At 68.0% G+C, this 14,461-nt stretch carries 12 protein-coding genes and 1 tRNA gene; 7 read left to right on the top strand and 6 right to left on the bottom strand.

The annotated features are described in order from the left end of the window. Positions 1-65 precede the first annotated feature (65 nt). Positions 66-818, top strand: coding sequence for a bifunctional DNA primase/polymerase (locus ACFPA8_RS15280; protein WP_386448387.1), 753 nt, complete (start codon positions 66-68; stop codon positions 816-818). A gap of 208 nt (positions 819-1,026) precedes the next feature. Then, positions 1,027-1,656, top strand: a complete 630-nt coding sequence (locus ACFPA8_RS15275) for a hypothetical protein (RefSeq protein WP_386448385.1) — start codon at positions 1,027-1,029, stop codon at positions 1,654-1,656. A gap of 245 nt (positions 1,657-1,901) precedes the next feature. On the opposite strand, the gene ACFPA8_RS15270 is transcribed toward ACFPA8_RS15275, so the two are convergent. The 3 genes from ACFPA8_RS15270 to ACFPA8_RS15260 form a co-directional block, all read right to left on the bottom strand. After that, entirely contained in the window at positions 1,902-2,873 is a 972-nt protein-coding gene (locus ACFPA8_RS15270; RefSeq protein ID WP_386448382.1) for a DUF5926 family protein, read from the bottom strand. Positions 2,874-3,248: 375 nt separating this feature from the next. Next, positions 3,249-3,695, bottom strand: coding sequence for an ATP-binding protein (locus ACFPA8_RS15265; protein WP_386448380.1), 447 nt, complete (start codon positions 3,693-3,695; stop codon positions 3,249-3,251). A gap of 319 nt (positions 3,696-4,014) precedes the next feature. Further along, on the bottom strand, positions 4,015-4,830 hold the full coding sequence (locus ACFPA8_RS15260; RefSeq protein ID WP_386448377.1) for a glycerophosphodiester phosphodiesterase family protein: 816 nt from the start codon (positions 4,828-4,830) through the stop codon (positions 4,015-4,017). Positions 4,831-5,041: 211 nt separating this feature from the next. Here ACFPA8_RS15260 and ACFPA8_RS15255 point away from each other — a divergent pair, with 211 nt between their 5' ends. Together ACFPA8_RS15255 and ACFPA8_RS15250 are read left to right on the top strand one after the other, a co-directional pair. Continuing rightward, positions 5,042-6,700: a S1C family serine protease gene (locus tag ACFPA8_RS15255; RefSeq protein WP_386448374.1), complete on the top strand. Its 1,659-nt coding sequence runs from the start codon at positions 5,042-5,044 to the stop codon at positions 6,698-6,700. Positions 6,701-6,756: 56 nt separating this feature from the next. Beyond that, positions 6,757-6,843: transfer RNA gene (locus ACFPA8_RS15250), tRNA-Ser, on the top strand. Positions 6,844-7,798: 955 nt separating this feature from the next. Here the strand turns inward: ACFPA8_RS15250 and ACFPA8_RS15245 are convergent. After that, positions 7,799-8,359, bottom strand: coding sequence for a hypothetical protein (locus ACFPA8_RS15245; RefSeq protein WP_386448371.1), 561 nt, complete (start codon positions 8,357-8,359; stop codon positions 7,799-7,801). Between the two features lie 61 nt (positions 8,360-8,420). After that, positions 8,421-8,942: a hypothetical protein gene (locus ACFPA8_RS15240; RefSeq protein WP_386448368.1), complete on the bottom strand. Its 522-nt coding sequence runs from the start codon at positions 8,940-8,942 to the stop codon at positions 8,421-8,423. Between the two features lie 976 nt (positions 8,943-9,918). On the opposite strand from ACFPA8_RS15240, the gene ACFPA8_RS15235 reads away from it, so the two are divergent. Then, a complete protein-coding gene (locus ACFPA8_RS15235) occupies positions 9,919-11,715 on the top strand; it encodes an IS481 family transposase (RefSeq protein ID WP_386449454.1) in 1,797 nt (598 codons plus the stop codon). An 80-nt stretch (positions 11,716-11,795) separates the two neighbouring features. Here the strand turns inward: ACFPA8_RS15235 and ACFPA8_RS15230 are convergent, their stop codons facing one another. Then, positions 11,796-12,554, bottom strand: a complete 759-nt coding sequence (locus tag ACFPA8_RS15230) for a GntR family transcriptional regulator (protein WP_070035210.1) — start codon at positions 12,552-12,554, stop codon at positions 11,796-11,798. 207 nt (positions 12,555-12,761) lie between these two features. On the opposite strand from ACFPA8_RS15230, the gene ACFPA8_RS15225 reads away from it, so the two are divergent. Together ACFPA8_RS15225 and ACFPA8_RS15220 are read left to right on the top strand one after the other, a co-directional pair. Further along, positions 12,762-13,091: an SCO3933 family regulatory protein gene (locus tag ACFPA8_RS15225; RefSeq protein WP_386448364.1), complete on the top strand. Its 330-nt coding sequence runs from the start codon at positions 12,762-12,764 to the stop codon at positions 13,089-13,091. Between the two features lie 2 nt (positions 13,092-13,093). Continuing rightward, positions 13,094-14,446, top strand: a complete 1,353-nt coding sequence (locus ACFPA8_RS15220; protein ID WP_386448361.1) for an FtsK/SpoIIIE domain-containing protein — start codon at positions 13,094-13,096, stop codon at positions 14,444-14,446. Positions 14,447-14,461 lie beyond the last annotated feature (15 nt).

The raw sequence follows: 14,461 nt of genomic DNA, 5'->3' as shown, positions 1-14,461 counted from the left end.
GGTGACGGGCTGAACGATCTCTGTCGGGACGATCTGTTGGCGTTTACGGAAAGGAACGAGCGCACATGCGCGAGATCCTCGGAAGGCGACGCATGAACCGGTCTTCGCTGCGCAACGCGGCGCTCCACTACGCAACTTGCTGGGGCTGGCCGGTACTTCCCGGAGCGGCACTCAATCCGGCCTCCGCCACGACCGCACGCCAGTCCAGACAGCCGTCGGCCGCGGTGTGCTCCTGCCCCGATGCCGAGTGCGCGGTGCCGGGAGCCCATCCCTTCGACCCGGTGCTGCTTGCCGCGTCCACCGACGCCCGCATGGTCGGCTGGTGGTGGACCAACCGCCCCACGGCGCCGCTGATCCTGGCGACCGGCGGGCGGGGACCGTCCGCGCTCAGCCTGCCCGCGATCGCGGGTGCCCGCGCGCTCGCGGAGTTCGACCGCCTCGGGGAGCGCATCGGGCCGGTGGTCGCGACGCCGACCCGGTTCACGCTGCTCGTCGCGCCGTACGCCCTCGCGGAGCTGGGGGAGAAGCTCTACGCCCATGACTGGGTGCCCAGTTCGCTCCGGTTCCACGGCGAGGGCGGCTACGTCGCCCTGCCGCCCTCGCACACCGGCGCCGGCCGGGTGCGCTGGGAACGTGAACCGTTCGCCGCGGAGGTGACGGGAGGCACGCGCAAGTCGGGGCGGTCCGCCGCGCGCCGTGCCAAGCGCGGTGCCCTGCCCTGCACGGCGCCGTGGCTGCCCCGCATGGAGCGCGTGCTGGACGTCCTCGTCGAGGCGAGTACGACGGCTCCCGGCTCCGGCACGAGCCTCACCTTCTGAACCTTCCGAACCCTGGGCGGCCACGGGCCGCAGGGCGCCCCGGAGTGCTCTCCGGGGCGCCTCGCAGAGGGATGCGGAGCCGCGTCACCCGTACGGGTAGGAGCTCACGGGTGTTGTACGCGAAATGGGCGCTTTTCGCGCGGAGTTGACCCGGTACGCCGGATATGTTCGCTCCACGGTCCCGCTTCCTCTCTCCGGTGAGCCGTAGATGGGTTCCCTCATGCCTCAGCAGCAGCCGCAGAACCGTGCGTCTCACCTCCCCCTCGTCGCGCTCGCCTGCACCGTGGTGCTCGCTGCCGTGCTGCCGATCGCGGCGGCCACGGCAGGGCCCGCCGGGTCCGGTCCGGACGGGGAGACGCCCGTACAGGTCACGAAGTTCTCTGATTCCGCAGCCGGGGGCGACGAGCGGCCCGGCACCGGGACCGGATCGGCGGGCGGCATGCGTGGCGGCCCTGCTGCGCACTCGGCGGAGGGCGCGCGGCTCGTCTCGTCCTGCGGTGACGAACTCACCGCAGCCGGGGGACTGCGTGCGCAGACCTGCGTCCTGACCGACGCGGAGGAGACGTGGGCCCGTACGTACCACCGGAACGGCACCGGCTCCCCGCTGCGCGGCGCGCTCACGCTCACCCGGCCCGACGGCACCTCGCTGCGCGCCGAGTGCGCGCTGCCGGCCGGGGGCGGCCCGGGGATGTGCGAGACGCCCCGGGAGCGGAGCCGGGAGGCGGGCGGGCAGCGGACGGCCGGGGGGACGGAGCGGTACTCGGCGACGGCGGAGATCGGAACCCCCGACGGAGCGCGGCTGTTGCTCCGCTCGGGGAGCAACTCCCAAGCGGAATGAGGGAGTTGAGTTGTGGCGGCGGTGCGGCTCCGGGGCCGGACATGGAAGAACCCGGTCGCTGGCGACGGGGGATGCACCAGCGACCGGGCTCCTAGAAAGGTAACAAGAGATCCGCCGTTAGCAAATTCGATCGCGCAGATCCGGACGTTGATTTACCTGCCAGTATGCTCGGTTACCGGCCAGGTGTGACGGGAGTCACGGTCACACTTTCTCCGTACGGCCTCTGCGGAATGGTCTGCTCCAGATCAGCTCAGTGTCACCTGGCGGTTCATGAGACCGCTGCGTGCCCGCCGTTCGTCCCCGGTGAGAGGCGTGCTCGTGCCGAGGGCCTCCGTCAGCCGCTCGGCGAAGGCCGCCGCCGGCTTCTCGCAGTCCTCGGCGCGCATGCTGCCGGGCAGGTCCCACACGGGCACCGTCAGCCCGTGTGCGCGGAAGGAACCCACGAGCCGGGTGTCTTCGCCCAGCGACGAGGTTCCGGCGGCGTGCAGGCGGGCGAGCGCGTCGAGGAGCTTCTCCTCGGGGTGCGTCATGACCCAGCGCAGGTGGTTCTTCTCGGGTGTCTCACACCAGTACGCCCCCTCCGCGCCGGTGAGCCGGGCCGTGGGGATGGCGGCCGAATTGGCTCGCTCCAGCGATGCGGCGACCTCGCCGGAGGCCTTGTCGCCCTCGTCCCCCAGCCAAAACTCGAAGCCTGTGTGCACCTCGGGCGAGAACGGCGCGTCCAGGTCCAGCAGGTCCTGAAGGCGCGGTCCGTCGGGAGCCGCGCGGCCTGCGTCCACGGGAGAACCGGGCGCGGTGGTGAACGCGCGGTTCAGCGTGTCCGCGAGGTCCCGGCTGATGTCACCGGAAGCGGTGTCGTTCTGCAGGCCGAGGAGCACTTCGCCGCTGTCGCGGCGCAGCGCGGGCCAGGCCATCGGCAGCACGGTTGCGAGCGTCACGGACGGTACGCCCTCGGGCAGCCCGTCCTTGAGCGTCAACTGCGCTGTCGCGGCGGGTACGAGCTCCCGCAGCGCGACCCAGTCGGCCTCGCCGGGCAACCCCTCGAAGGGGCGCTGCACGAGCTCCGTCACGGCCTGGGCGGCGGCACGGCCGTGGCACGCCTTGTAGCGGCGTCCGGAGCCACAGGGGCAGGGCTCGCGGGCGCCGACGACGGGGACTTCACCGTCGACGAGTCGCGGTGCGGCGGCCTTGGGCTGGGGGCGGCGCTTCTTGGCCATGGCGTGCGGTTCTCCAGCTCTGCGATCGGGTGGTCGGGAGGGATCGCGGTCGAGATCGGTCGGCGGTCGGTCGGTGCGGTGAAGTGCGGTGCGCTGCCGTGACGTTGGGAGCCGGGCCGTGCGCTCGGCCGGCCGGCAGGTCACGGTCCGCGGCGGCCGACGGCCCCTGCCGCGCGCACCAACTGTGGGCGTGAGCCTAGCCGCTGAGTCCGCCGGAGGACGCGCTCCGCGTGTCGTCCGTCCGCTTCCCGGAGGAGGGCGGGGCAGCCGTGCGACGGCCCGCGGTACTCGCCCTCCCGGCAACGCGGTGCGGTGACCGCAACCCGATGCGGTCACCGCCCGTGGCAGTTCCTCCACCCCGTGCCGTGCTTCGGCTCAGCGCAGTTCCTCGACCGCCGCGAGGTCGAGAGCCAGGCTGTCCGCCAGGCCTTCCCCGATGTCGCCGCTGTCGCCTGCGAGGACGACCCACACGGTCACCCCCCGTTCCGGACCGCCTTCCGGATGCCGTATTTCTCCCGGGATTTCGTGGAACTCCTCCCGAACACCCCAGTCACGCGCCAGCGCACCGATGATGGCCAGACCCCGGCCACCTCGCGCACTGACCGAGGGGGTGCCGGGCAGCGGCCGGGTGGGGCCGCCGCCGTCCGTCACGGAAATGGTCAACTCGCCATGTCTGTCGCGGTTCCAGGCCGCTCGTACGGATTCGTCGCGGCTCAGCGGTCTCGCATGCCGGCACGAGTTGCTGAGCAGTTCGGAAAGGATCAGGACGGCATCGTCGACGACCGTCTCGTTAGCCCCGCTCGCAAGCAGGTCCGCGCGCATTCTGCGCCGCGCAGCCCCTACGCCGGCGGGGCCGTGAGGCACAGCCATCGTCGACGAAGCAGGCACGTTCTGTGCCATAACCAACGCCACCCCCGAGACCTCCTTTGCCCCACGCCAATTCGATGAATGCCCCGGGAACGTCTGGCGGAAACCGGCCACGCAACGCTGCTTGACGCATTCGGAAGGATCGAATACAGAACGAATGCATCGATGCACAGCAGGTAAGAGGTTTGTTTTCAGGGCGAATTGGGGCCGCGTGGCGTCGTCTCGCCGGTGCCGGTTGTGTCGTATCTAACACGGGTGCGGGAAAGCGGCGTTCTCAGCGCAGCTGCGCCAGTACCTGCTGTGGCCGGTTTGTGATCACCGCGTCGACACCGAGCCGTACGCACAGCTCGACGTCCTCCGGCTCGTTCACGGTCCATGCGTACACCTCGTTGCCGAGGCGGTGCGCCCGCTCCACGTACTCCGGACGCGCCCGCAGGATGCGGATGCTGGGGCCCGCGACGGCGACGCCGGGGGGCAGGCGGCCGTCACGGTGGCGCGGCAAGAGCAGGCTCATGAGATAGACGGTGGGGATGTGCGGCGCGGCGGCCCGTATGCGGTGCAGGGACCGCGCGGAGAAACTCATGACCCGTACGGGGGTCACCGGCCGGTACTTCTCCAGGAGCTGCAGCAGCCGCGCCTCGACCTGGCCGGCCCACCGCGACGGGTGCTTCGTCTCGATGGCGAGGCCGACGGGGCGCGGGGCGTCCGCCACCAGCTGCAGCAGCCGCTCCAGGGTGAGGACGGAGGTGCGGTCGCTCTCCTCCTGGTCGGGTGACTCGTACGGGTCCTCGTCCGGGCCTTCCTTCTTCCACGAGCCGAAGTCGAGTGCCGCGAGGTCCGCCAGCTCCAGGGCGGACACGGCACCGCGGCCGTTGGAGGTGCGGTTGACCCTGCGGTCGTGTACACAGACGAGATGACCGTCGGCGGTGAGCCGCACGTCGCACTCGAGCGCGTCCGCGCCCTCGTCGATGGCTCTGCGGTAGGCGGCGAGGGTGTGCTCCGGGGCGGCTTCGGAGGCGCCGCGGTGCGCGATGACGGATACCGGGCGGTCGGGGGAGAGGCGCAACCCGGGGCGGATCTCAGGGCTCACCGGGTTATCGTGCCACCGGCGGGCGGGGAGGCTGCCGGGGGCCTGCTGCGGATGTACCGGATGCGTCCGTAATGCCGGAGTTAAAGGATCCCCTCTTCCGGTCGGGCGGCGGTTTACGTCCGCCTGACGCACCATGGGAAAGGCTGTCCAAGGACATCCGAATACGCGAACGCCCGGTCTGTGATGGCGTGTAGCTGATGAGGAGAAACCTGTGAGCACCGAGAACGAGGGCGCTGCCACCACGCCGGCGACGGGGCCGAACCCCACGTCCCCCACGGTGCCGATGACGGGGGCGCAGGACGGCACTCCGGCACCCGAAGCCACCGACTCCCAGGGGCAGAGCATGAGCAAGCCGGGGACCACGCCGTCCTCTTCCGGGGACACCGTTCAGTTCGGCCAGCCCGTCCAGCCGGCGCAGCCCGCCCAGTCTGCGCAGTCCGGCCATTCTGCGCAGCCCCCGCAGGCGCCGCACCAGCCCGAGCAGCCGCCCCGGACGGCCCCGTCGCAGCAGCCGACGGGGGCCTTCGGCGATCCCGGCCGGCCCGGCGGCTCGGACCAGGGCGGCGGGCCCGCGCAGGGCGGACCGTGGGGCGGCGCACCCGGCGCCCACAACCCGTACGGCCCCGGTGCGGGTGGCCCCGGTGCCGGCGGTCCCGGTGCCGGTGGTCCCGGCTCGGGCGGACCCGAGGGCCCCGCCGGTCCGCAGTACCCGTGGGGAGCTCCCCCGGTGCCGCCCGGCCCTCCGCCGGGCGGCAAGCGCCTGCCGGGCGGTGTGCTCGCAGCCGTACTCGTGGCCGCGCTGGTCGCGGGCGGCATCGGCGGCGGCATCGGATTCTGGGCGGCGGAGAGCGGCGACGACAGCTCCACGACGATCACCTCCGGCTCGGACCCCGAGGCACTCAACCGCTCCCCCAAGTCCGTCGCGGGCATAGCGGCCAAGACACTGCCGAGCGTCGTGACGATCGAGACCCAGGGCGGGGGCGAGGAAGGCACCGGCACCGGCTTCGTCTTCGACAAGCAGGGCCACATCCTGACCAACAACCACGTCGTCGCCAGCGGGGGTGACGGCGGCGGCCTCTCCGCGACCTTCTCGGACGGCAAGAAGTACGAGGCGGAGGTCGTCGGCAAGGCGCAGGGCTACGACGTCGCAGTCATCAAGCTCAAGGACGCCGACGACCGGAAGCTCAGGCCGCTCCCGCTCGGCAGGAGCAACGACGTACAGGTCGGTGACGCCACCGTCGCGATCGGTGCACCCTTCGGGCTGTCCGGCACCGTGACGACGGGCATCGTCAGCGCCAAGAACCGCCCGGTGGCCTCCAGCGACGGCCAGGGCAGCAACGCCTCCTACATGAACGCCCTGCAGACCGACGCCTCGATCAACCCCGGCAACTCGGGCGGCCCGCTGCTCAACGCCCAGGGCGCGGTCATCGGCGTCAACTCGGCGATCCAGTCGGCCGGGGGCGAGGGCGGCCTCGGCCAGGGCCAGTCCGGCAGCATCGGCCTCGGCTTCGCGATCCCCGTGAACCAGGCGAAGCGGGTGGCCACCCAGCTGATCAAGACGGGCACGCCCGTCTACCCGGTGATCGGCGCCACGGTCACCATGGACCAGAAGGGCGGCGGCGCGGTCATCGCCGACAGGGGCGAGGGCGGCCAGGGAGCGGTCACCAAGGACGGCCCCGCCGACAAGGCGGGCCTGAAGCCCGGCGACGTCATCACCAAGCTGGACGACACGACGATCGACAGCGGGCCCACGCTGATCGGCACGATCTGGACGCACAAGCCCGGCGAGAAGGTCAAGATCACCTACGAGCGCGACGGCAAGGAAGCCACGACCGAGGTGACCCTCGGCTCCCGCAAGGGCGATCAGTGACCGTCCCGGCCATTCGCTAGGCTTGCCCTCGCGCTGCTCCTGCGGGGGCGGCGCGAGGAGGTGTGCCCGAGCGGCCGAAGGGAACGGTCTTGAAAACCGTCGAGGCAGCGATGTCTCCGTGGGTTCAAATCCCACCGCCTCCGCTCGCTGAGCAGTGAAAACGGCCCCCGACCAGGGAAGTTGGTCGGGGGCCGTTGCTGTGGGGGCTCTCCGTTAGTGACCGCGGTTGACCGTGGTTCCCCGCTCGATCTGGCACGCGAGTGGCACGGGCAGCCGCGCAGGCTAGCCCCGCAGTGCGGTGAAGATGGCGGCTACTGCTCCTGCCAGGGTGGACAGGGCAGCGACCCAAGTTGCAGCAGTAGTGCTTGTTAGTGCTCCCCGGGTAGCGTTGCTACGAGGGCTCGGCTTGTGTGCCAACGAGCTGTCGTTCAATGTGGGCTCCTCCGTGTCCCGCGGGTTTCGACCGACGGGCCGTCACAACGCCCCGCACGCGACGACCAATCGGCAGTTGCGGGGCGTTGTTTTCTGCCTCATCGCTAATCGGAGAAGTTAGCAGCGAACGGTCGACGGTAACGACAGCAGTGGTGCGTTCCAGAAGCCGAACGAGGCCTATTAAACCTAGGATTATTGAGGGTTCGTTAGGTGTTCGTTGAGTGTCTGACCTGCGGAATCTTCCACTATTATAGATGTTGTTGCAGTACAGAAACTGGGCTTGAGCAGCACGGTCTCCATTTAGCTCGATGCAACGGTGGAAACCGTCAATCGCGAATGCGTAGCTGCAACGAAGAGGTCCCGAGATAAACAGAAGCTGGCTGAAAATGATGGGTCACTGGTCTCGCGTGAGGTCGGTGGACACCAGCGTGATCAGAAGTCGAAGAATTGATGCGCCAGTTCACTGACCTGCGGATGAACGAGAGACCAACGGCCTGACCTGCGAGTTGGGTGTTGGCCTCTGTCATCGTCTGTCACCGTTGAGCCACCTCGCACGGCCCAGGGGCGGCCCGATCGACCAGGCTCTCGGTGAGTGGTCCGTCGGAGTTCGCCTTCGATCGCCGGTGCCCGCGCCTGTTGGTATCAGGGACGAGGGGTTGCTCTTGGTCACTTCGAGGGAAGCTTCCTCAGTGCCTTCGTGTTGTCGGCGATGGTGTCGAGCTTTGCTACGACGGTCTCCCGGTCGAGCGCCAAGGTTTGCATGACATCGAGGTCAATCACATAGGTCAGTGGTTCGACAGGCCCCCCGGGGCCGGTTGCTCTGACGGTGACCGTGTACTGACGCGGCAGTTCGGGGTTGTCAAAGAGCCTAGGTCCGAAGGCGAAGTACCACTCAAGTCGTCGACGTGGCGGTAGGTGAGGGATCTTCCGGCCCACAACTTGAGCCAGCTTCTCGTCCCAGTCGGTGCGCTCCCCACCCTGAAGGGGAGGACTGACATCCAGCTCTACATCCCGGGCGATGGTTGGTCCGGTGTTCTCGACCGTGAAGACCAGGAGCCCGGATCCAGCCCGGGGCTGGATATCTGGGACGACGTACGGCTCGGTGGCCTCTTTGCGGACTCGTTCGCCTAGTGCCAACTGCTGCCTGCTGTAGACCACCTGAAGTCGCGTGTACACCAGGGCGGCAATGCTGATGACCACGGCAAGGCCAGCTATGAGGTTGCTCATGGCCTGAGAGTAGAACTGGGCATCTCGGACATGAATATACGTTCAGGCCATTTAGTGCAGTCTAGGCTCGATCCAAGTGCTTGCGGGCCATGTCAATGAAGGTGCCGACGACTTCGCCCGCGATGAGGCTGATCTGCTGTTCCTCTTCGTCCTTCTCGTCTTTGCCGGTCTCCTGATTCAGCACAGCGCTCGCGAAGGCGTCTAGCGCGGCTCCCCAGGCTCTCACGGCATGACCGACCTCGAACGCCTGCTCCGAGATCGGTTGTGGGCCCTCTAGGAGAACGACGATGGTTGCCGAGTCGATATCGGGGCCAGCGCTCTGGGCCAACGAGGTGAGCTGGGCATACTTCGTGGAAGTACAGCCGGTAGCGCGTATGTCTTTGCCTAGAGCTTCCAACTGCTGAGTGACAGCTATGACCTTCTCGATCAGAACCCCGTAGGAGTCGCGTTGCAGTTGGCGTCGCCACTGGGCGTTGCCGTACTTAGCTTGGGTGCGCAACTGCATCCAGGCGATCAGGTGGCCGAGCACCGTGCCGCCGACGCCGACAATGGCTCCGTAAACGGCTGCTTTCCCTTGGTCCATGAGCGTGATTGTCCACGCGCAGTCGAGGTCGGTGTAGCGGCTTTGAGCTGGAGCTGCCTTGGGGTGAGAGATCAGGGGCTCGTAAGCTTGCCGCGACTCGGGCAGCATCTCGCCTGCCCGCAATAGCCCGAAGTGAGCCCCTGATCTTAGAGTCTCGCCCCAAGGTGGCTGCTTAAAGCCGTGGAGCCGGCCGACCCCACCAACTACCCCTCTCCCCCGCCCTCTTCTTCCTGCGCCTTGGGGTTCGGCGGGTGGCTGCTCCGGGCCTGGTGCGGGTTTCGGTGTGCGTCGGTCGTTGCTTCGATCCTGGCCGGTTGTCGGTGGCTTGCCTGTGGGCTGTGGGTGCTGCGTTGCCCGTGGGGCGGGGTGTTTTCTGCTCTCGTCAGTCCGGCGCGGGCTTTGGTGGATCAAAGCGTGAAACGGACATCCCGCGGCTGTCTTGCTGCCGTGGGGCCGGGGCGGGCGCGCCGAAGGCAGGCGCCCGGCCCCGAGCCCCGAGTGGCCCGCACTGCGGGCCCCGGGGTGTGTCCGTAGCGACGGCTGTGAAGCCGATTGATCTGCCATGCGACCGGATGCCCGAAGGGCAAGAGCTTCCCCGCCAACATGGTGCCGACACCGACACGTTGCCCTTGGGGCGGAGTCTTCCCGCTGGCCTGTCGTGGTGCGGGAGCTCCCGTACGAGCGCTTCCCCGTCTTCCCTCTTCCTGCCGTGAGGCTGACCGGTGCCGGCCATCCCTCTTCGACCGGTTCCCACTGAAGCGCACTCCACCAGGCGGCCCCACCCCCTCCCCGCCCATCGGGCGGGGTCTTGATGAGGTAGAGAAACTTGTAACAACTCACCTCAGGAGGGCTGTGTCGTGTCCCGGTAGATGCTTGACGCTTCGGTCCCAGCTGATGGTTGACAGTGGCCGTGATCGGTCTTTCTGTGCGCGTCGTTGCGGCGCGTGTGGGGAGGCTGGGATTGGCGCTGGTGGAGTTGTCGGTCGTCGAGCAGAGGTACCGGGCTGTCCTGGCGGTGCTGGCGGGCGCGACGGTGACGGAAGTCGCCGCTCAAGTGGGGGTGTCGCGGCAGACGGTCAGCGGGTGGAAGTCGCGTTATGGAGCTGCTGGGTTGGCGGGTTTGGTGGACCGCTCGCGCAGGCCGGCTTCGTGTCCGCATCAGGCTTCTGCGGAGGTGGAGGCGGCGGTGTGTGAGCTGCGGCGGAAGCATCCTCGGTGGGGTCCGGTGCGGATTGCTCATGTGCTGGAGCGGGGTGGAGCGGTGAGCCCGGCGCCGTCGCGGATGACGGTGTATCGGATCTTGCTGCGGCATGGGCTGGTGGAGCCGGGGGTTCGGCGGCGGAAGCGGTCGGATTACAAGCGCTGGCAGCGGGATCGTCCGATGCAGTTGTGGCAGATGGACATCGTCGGCGGGGTGATGCTGGTCGATCCGCTCACGGGTGAGTTGTCCGAGGCGAAGGTCGTGACCGGTGTGGATGATCATTCCCGGTACTGCGTGATCGCGTCGGTGGTCGAGCGGGCGACGGGACGGGCGGTGTGCGCGGCGTTCGCTGGAGCTTTGCAGAGGTTCGGGGTGCCGGAGGAGGTGCTGACGGACAACGGCAAGCAGTTCACCGACCGGTTCGGGCGGGGTGGTGAGGTGCTCTTCGACCGGATCTGCCGGGAGAACGGGATTGCGCATCGGTTGACGCAGCCGGCGTCTCCGACGACGACGGGCAAGATCGAGCGGTTCCATCAGACGCTGCGGCGCGAACTCCTTGATGACTGCGGCGCGTTCGAGAGCGTCGAGGCGGCTCAGATGGCGCTGGATGCGTGGGTGGAGGAGTACAACTCTTCGCGGCCGCATCAGGCGTTGGAGATGCAGTCTCCGGCAGACCGGTTCGCTTCGGTTTCCGAGCAGGAGCGGGCTGTGCTGGGAGTGCGGGTGCCGGGCGCGCTTGCTCTGGTGCCGCAGCAGCGGACTGCTCCTGTGCTCCCGGAGCCGGTGGATGCGGTGGAGCCTGTGCCGGCTGATCCGTCGGAGGCGGTGCCGTGGGAGCACGGTGGGCCGGTGGAGTTCGAGCGGGTGGTGCCTGCGAGTGGGAATCTGCAGGTCGCGGACAAGCAGTTCTGGCTGGGGCCGGCCCGGGCGGGGCTGACGGTGACGTTCTGGGCCGACACCGCGGTGATTCATCTGCTGATCGCCGGTGCGAGGGTCAAGACGGTGCGTTCGCACCTGTCGGTGGCGGACTTGGCCCGGTTGGCGGCCCGGGGCGGGCGTGCGGCGGGGCCGGCGCCGCTTCCGGCTGGGGATGCTGTTGCGTTCGAGGTGGACCGGTTGGTCAACAACAGCGGAGTGGTGAGCCTGGGCGGGCATCGGGTGCTGGCGGCGGAGATTCTGGGTGGTCGGCAGGTGGGTGTGCGGATCGAGAAGGAGACGTTGTCGTTCTTCGATCCGTCCTCGCGGGAGTTGCTGAGGGTGCGGCCCAACCCGCTCAGTCCCGGGGAGGTCCAGCGTTTGCGGGGGCTTCGTCCGGCCGGTCCGCCGCCTCGGCCGCGGGTGGAGCCGGTGCGTGTGCAGCGGCGGATCAGCAGTCAGGGCACGATCATGGTCTGCCGCCAGGTGGTCTCCCTGGGACGGACGTATGCGGGACAGACCGTGACCGTCCACGTGTCGGAGTCGACCTTCACGGTCGAGTTGGACGGCCAGGCCCGCGTCGTACGGCGCACCACCGACCTCCCCGTCCGCAACATCAAAGCGGACAAGCCCCACGAAGGCAGTGATGTTGTCTAGGCCCAACGTCAAGCATCACCCGGGATCAGAACGTCGCGCATCAACTGGGACTAGACAACCTCAGGAGGGCTGTTCAGGCACTACGCGTCGAAGGAGTAATCCAGCACGTAGGACGCAGAGTCGAGCGTCATCTCATTGACTTCGACGGCTCGACCTTCATCAGCGAACGCTGTCCTGCACAGGAGGATGACTGGTGTGCCGGACGTGAGCTGCAAACTGCTGACTTCGTCCTGTGAGGGCATGCGCGAGCGGATCTCTTCGCGGAAGTGCACGGGCTTCCATCCCAGCTCATCCAACCGCGCATAGATCCCGCCAGGGCCTGTGTCCTTCTGGGTGATGGCTGAACCGGCAACGAGTTCTGCTGGCAGGTAGCTGGTGGCAAGCAGCACCGGCTTGCCGTCAAGGACGAAGCGTCGGTTCCGAACGCAGACAGCGTCGCCCGGGGCCAAGTCGAGCACGCGAGCGATCCGTTCCGGCGCAGATTCCTCACACACCGAAACCTGATCCACTTCGAGCGTGCGGTCTCCGATGTCAGCAGCCCAGATGGATTGGCCGTTGCCCCATTGCTCTTCTGACAAACGCTTGATGCCTTGGCGTCGCAATGGCTTGAAGTCCCTTACGAAGACACCGGCACCCTTCCGGGACTCGGTCAGCCCTTCGCTCTGCAGAACGCCGAGGGCCTGCCGTGCCGTCATGCGTGCCACCTCGTAGGTGGCCATCAGGTCGTTCTCGCCTGGCAGCCGGTCACCTGGGCCGTACTCGCCTGCCTGAATCGCTGCCCGGAGCGCGCCGGCGATCTGCTGGTACTTCGGCTGACGGTCCTTGCCCTGGTTGGCCATGGCACATCCTCCCTTCGCTTCTCTAGACAGCGTAGGCGACCCAGGCGGGTTCACCCAGCCGTGGGTGCCCGCACGAGACCTTGCTCATGTCGTCGAATCGAAGATCTCTAGAGAAGAGGCTTGACGTCTCTAGGTAGGTGAAGTTCACTAGAGATGTCTAGAGAAGTTGTTGCCAACGGGGCGACCCTCGAAAGCTGGGAGTGACTCATGCCTTCTTTCAAGATCGATACTTCGACCGCCGTGGTGTTCGTTGCGACTGCGCCGACGCCGAAGATGGTCAACAAGCAGACCGGCGAGATCGCGGTCGACCGCGAGACGCAGGCGAAGATGATGACCGTTGGCCTGCTGATCTCGGACGAGGGTGAGGGCAACCTCTACCAGGTGTCCGTGCCCGAGACCGGTGTCCCCGAGAACCTGGAGCCCGGCACCCCGGTCTCCGTGGTCGGGCTGAAGGCCCGTGACTGGGAGAACGAGTTCAACGGGCAGAAGCGTCACGGGATCGCCTTCCGCGCGGTCGCCATCACGGCGGGTGCCTGACCATGACAGACCTCTCTACGGTGCTGGAGATCGCTGGCCCCCTCGCGGGGGCCGGTGGCCTCGGCTACGCCAAGGTCCGCGCCCCGCGCGTGTACTGGTCCCTGGTCGGACTGCCGCTCACCTGGGGACGGTTTCTCGTCACCTACCGCTCCACGATGGATGTGTGTGGGCTGACGGTTCAGCCCTCCCGGCTGCGGGCCTTCGTCGCGCGGAACATCGCGCGTCGTCGTGAGGTGCAGCCGGTTCCGCCGAAGATCCGCCGCGTCCGCGCCGCTTCCACGGGGCTGCGGGTGACCCTGCGCCTGCCCGCTGGTCTGGAACCTGCTGATGTGTCCGCTGCAGCTGGTCGTCTTCGGCACGCCTGGGGTGTCCACGCGGTGAACGTCGTCAACACCAAGCCCGGCGTGGTCGAACTGCGAATGACGGGCTATGACGTGCTGAAGAAGGTGCGCATGCCGCGCCGTTTGCCTTCCGGGCCGATTGTGGTGCCGGTGGCTGTGCGGGATGACGGGACCGCGTTCGTTCGCGACTACGTCAAGGTCCCGCACGGGCTGACGCTGGGTGCGAACCAGTCGGGCAAGTCGATGTACCAGCGCAACTTGATCACCGAGCTGGCGAAGCTGCCGGTCGGCCTGGTCGGGATCGACTGCAAACGTGGCGTGGAACAGACCCGTTTCGCGCCCCGGCTCTCGGCGTTGGCGACGAACCCGGATGAGGCTTCCGAGTTGCTGAATGTCCTCGTGGGGGAGATGGAATCCCGCTTCGATCTGCTCAGCGAACACGGCGCCTCGGACCTGTGGGAACTGCCCGCACATCTGCGGCCGGTGCCCCTGGTCGTCCTGGTCGATGAGGTGGCTGAGCTGTTCCTGGTCGCCGCGAAGAAGGACGAGGAACGCCGGGACCGGATCGTCATGCAGCTCGTGCGCCTGGCGCAGATGTCCCGCGCGATCGGCATCTACCTCGAAGTCTGCGGGCAGCGCTTCGGCTCCGATCTGGGCAAGGGAGCCACGATGCTCCGTGCACAGCTCACCGGCCGTGTCGTGCACCGAGTGAATGACAAGCAGACCGGCGAAATGGGTCTCGGGGATATCGCACCCGAAGCCGTCTCTGCCGTGACCACGATCGCCCCGGATCGTCCCGGCGTCGCCGTGGCAGGGGACACCTCCGGTGGCTGGTCCTACATCCGCACCCCCGAGAAGACACCCGCCGAAGCGACCGCGATCTGCCGCGAGTTCGCACACCTCACCCCGGACGTGCCGGCACTGGCACCGTTCCGCCCCGCGATCGAGTACGTGGATGAGTCGGCACCGGTTGAGCGGCCCTCGCTGGTCAAGCCCCGGCCCGTAACCGAATAGCCCGCCCTTTCCCAA

This window comes from Streptomyces ovatisporus (assembly GCF_042653885.1).
In the GTDB taxonomy this organism is placed as follows: Bacteria; Actinomycetota; Actinomycetes; order Streptomycetales; family Streptomycetaceae; genus Streptomyces; species Streptomyces ovatisporus.
This window is presented reverse-complemented; position numbering and strand designations above follow the sequence as displayed.

Coding starts and splice junctions, on each gene's coding strand:
- ACFPA8_RS15280 (WP_386448387.1), top strand. CDS start 66: ATGCGCGAGATCCTCGGAAGGCGACGCATGAACCGGTCTTCGCTGCGC.
- ACFPA8_RS15275 (WP_386448385.1), top strand. CDS start 1,027: ATGGGTTCCCTCATGCCTCAGCAGCAGCCGCAGAACCGTGCGTCTCAC.
- ACFPA8_RS15270 (WP_386448382.1), bottom strand. CDS start 2,873: ATGGCCAAGAAGCGCCGCCCCCAGCCCAAGGCCGCCGCACCGCGACTC.
- ACFPA8_RS15265 (WP_386448380.1), bottom strand. CDS start 3,695: ATGCGCGCGGACCTGCTTGCGAGCGGGGCTAACGAGACGGTCGTCGAC.
- ACFPA8_RS15245 (WP_386448371.1), bottom strand. CDS start 8,359: ATGAGCAACCTCATAGCTGGCCTTGCCGTGGTCATCAGCATTGCCGCC.
- ACFPA8_RS15240 (WP_386448368.1), bottom strand. CDS start 8,942: ATGGACCAAGGGAAAGCAGCCGTTTACGGAGCCATTGTCGGCGTCGGC.
- ACFPA8_RS15230 (WP_070035210.1), bottom strand. CDS start 12,554: ATGGCCAACCAGGGCAAGGACCGTCAGCCGAAGTACCAGCAGATCGCC.
- ACFPA8_RS15225 (WP_386448364.1), top strand. CDS start 12,762: ATGCCTTCTTTCAAGATCGATACTTCGACCGCCGTGGTGTTCGTTGCG.
- ACFPA8_RS15220 (WP_386448361.1), top strand. CDS start 13,094: ATGACAGACCTCTCTACGGTGCTGGAGATCGCTGGCCCCCTCGCGGGG.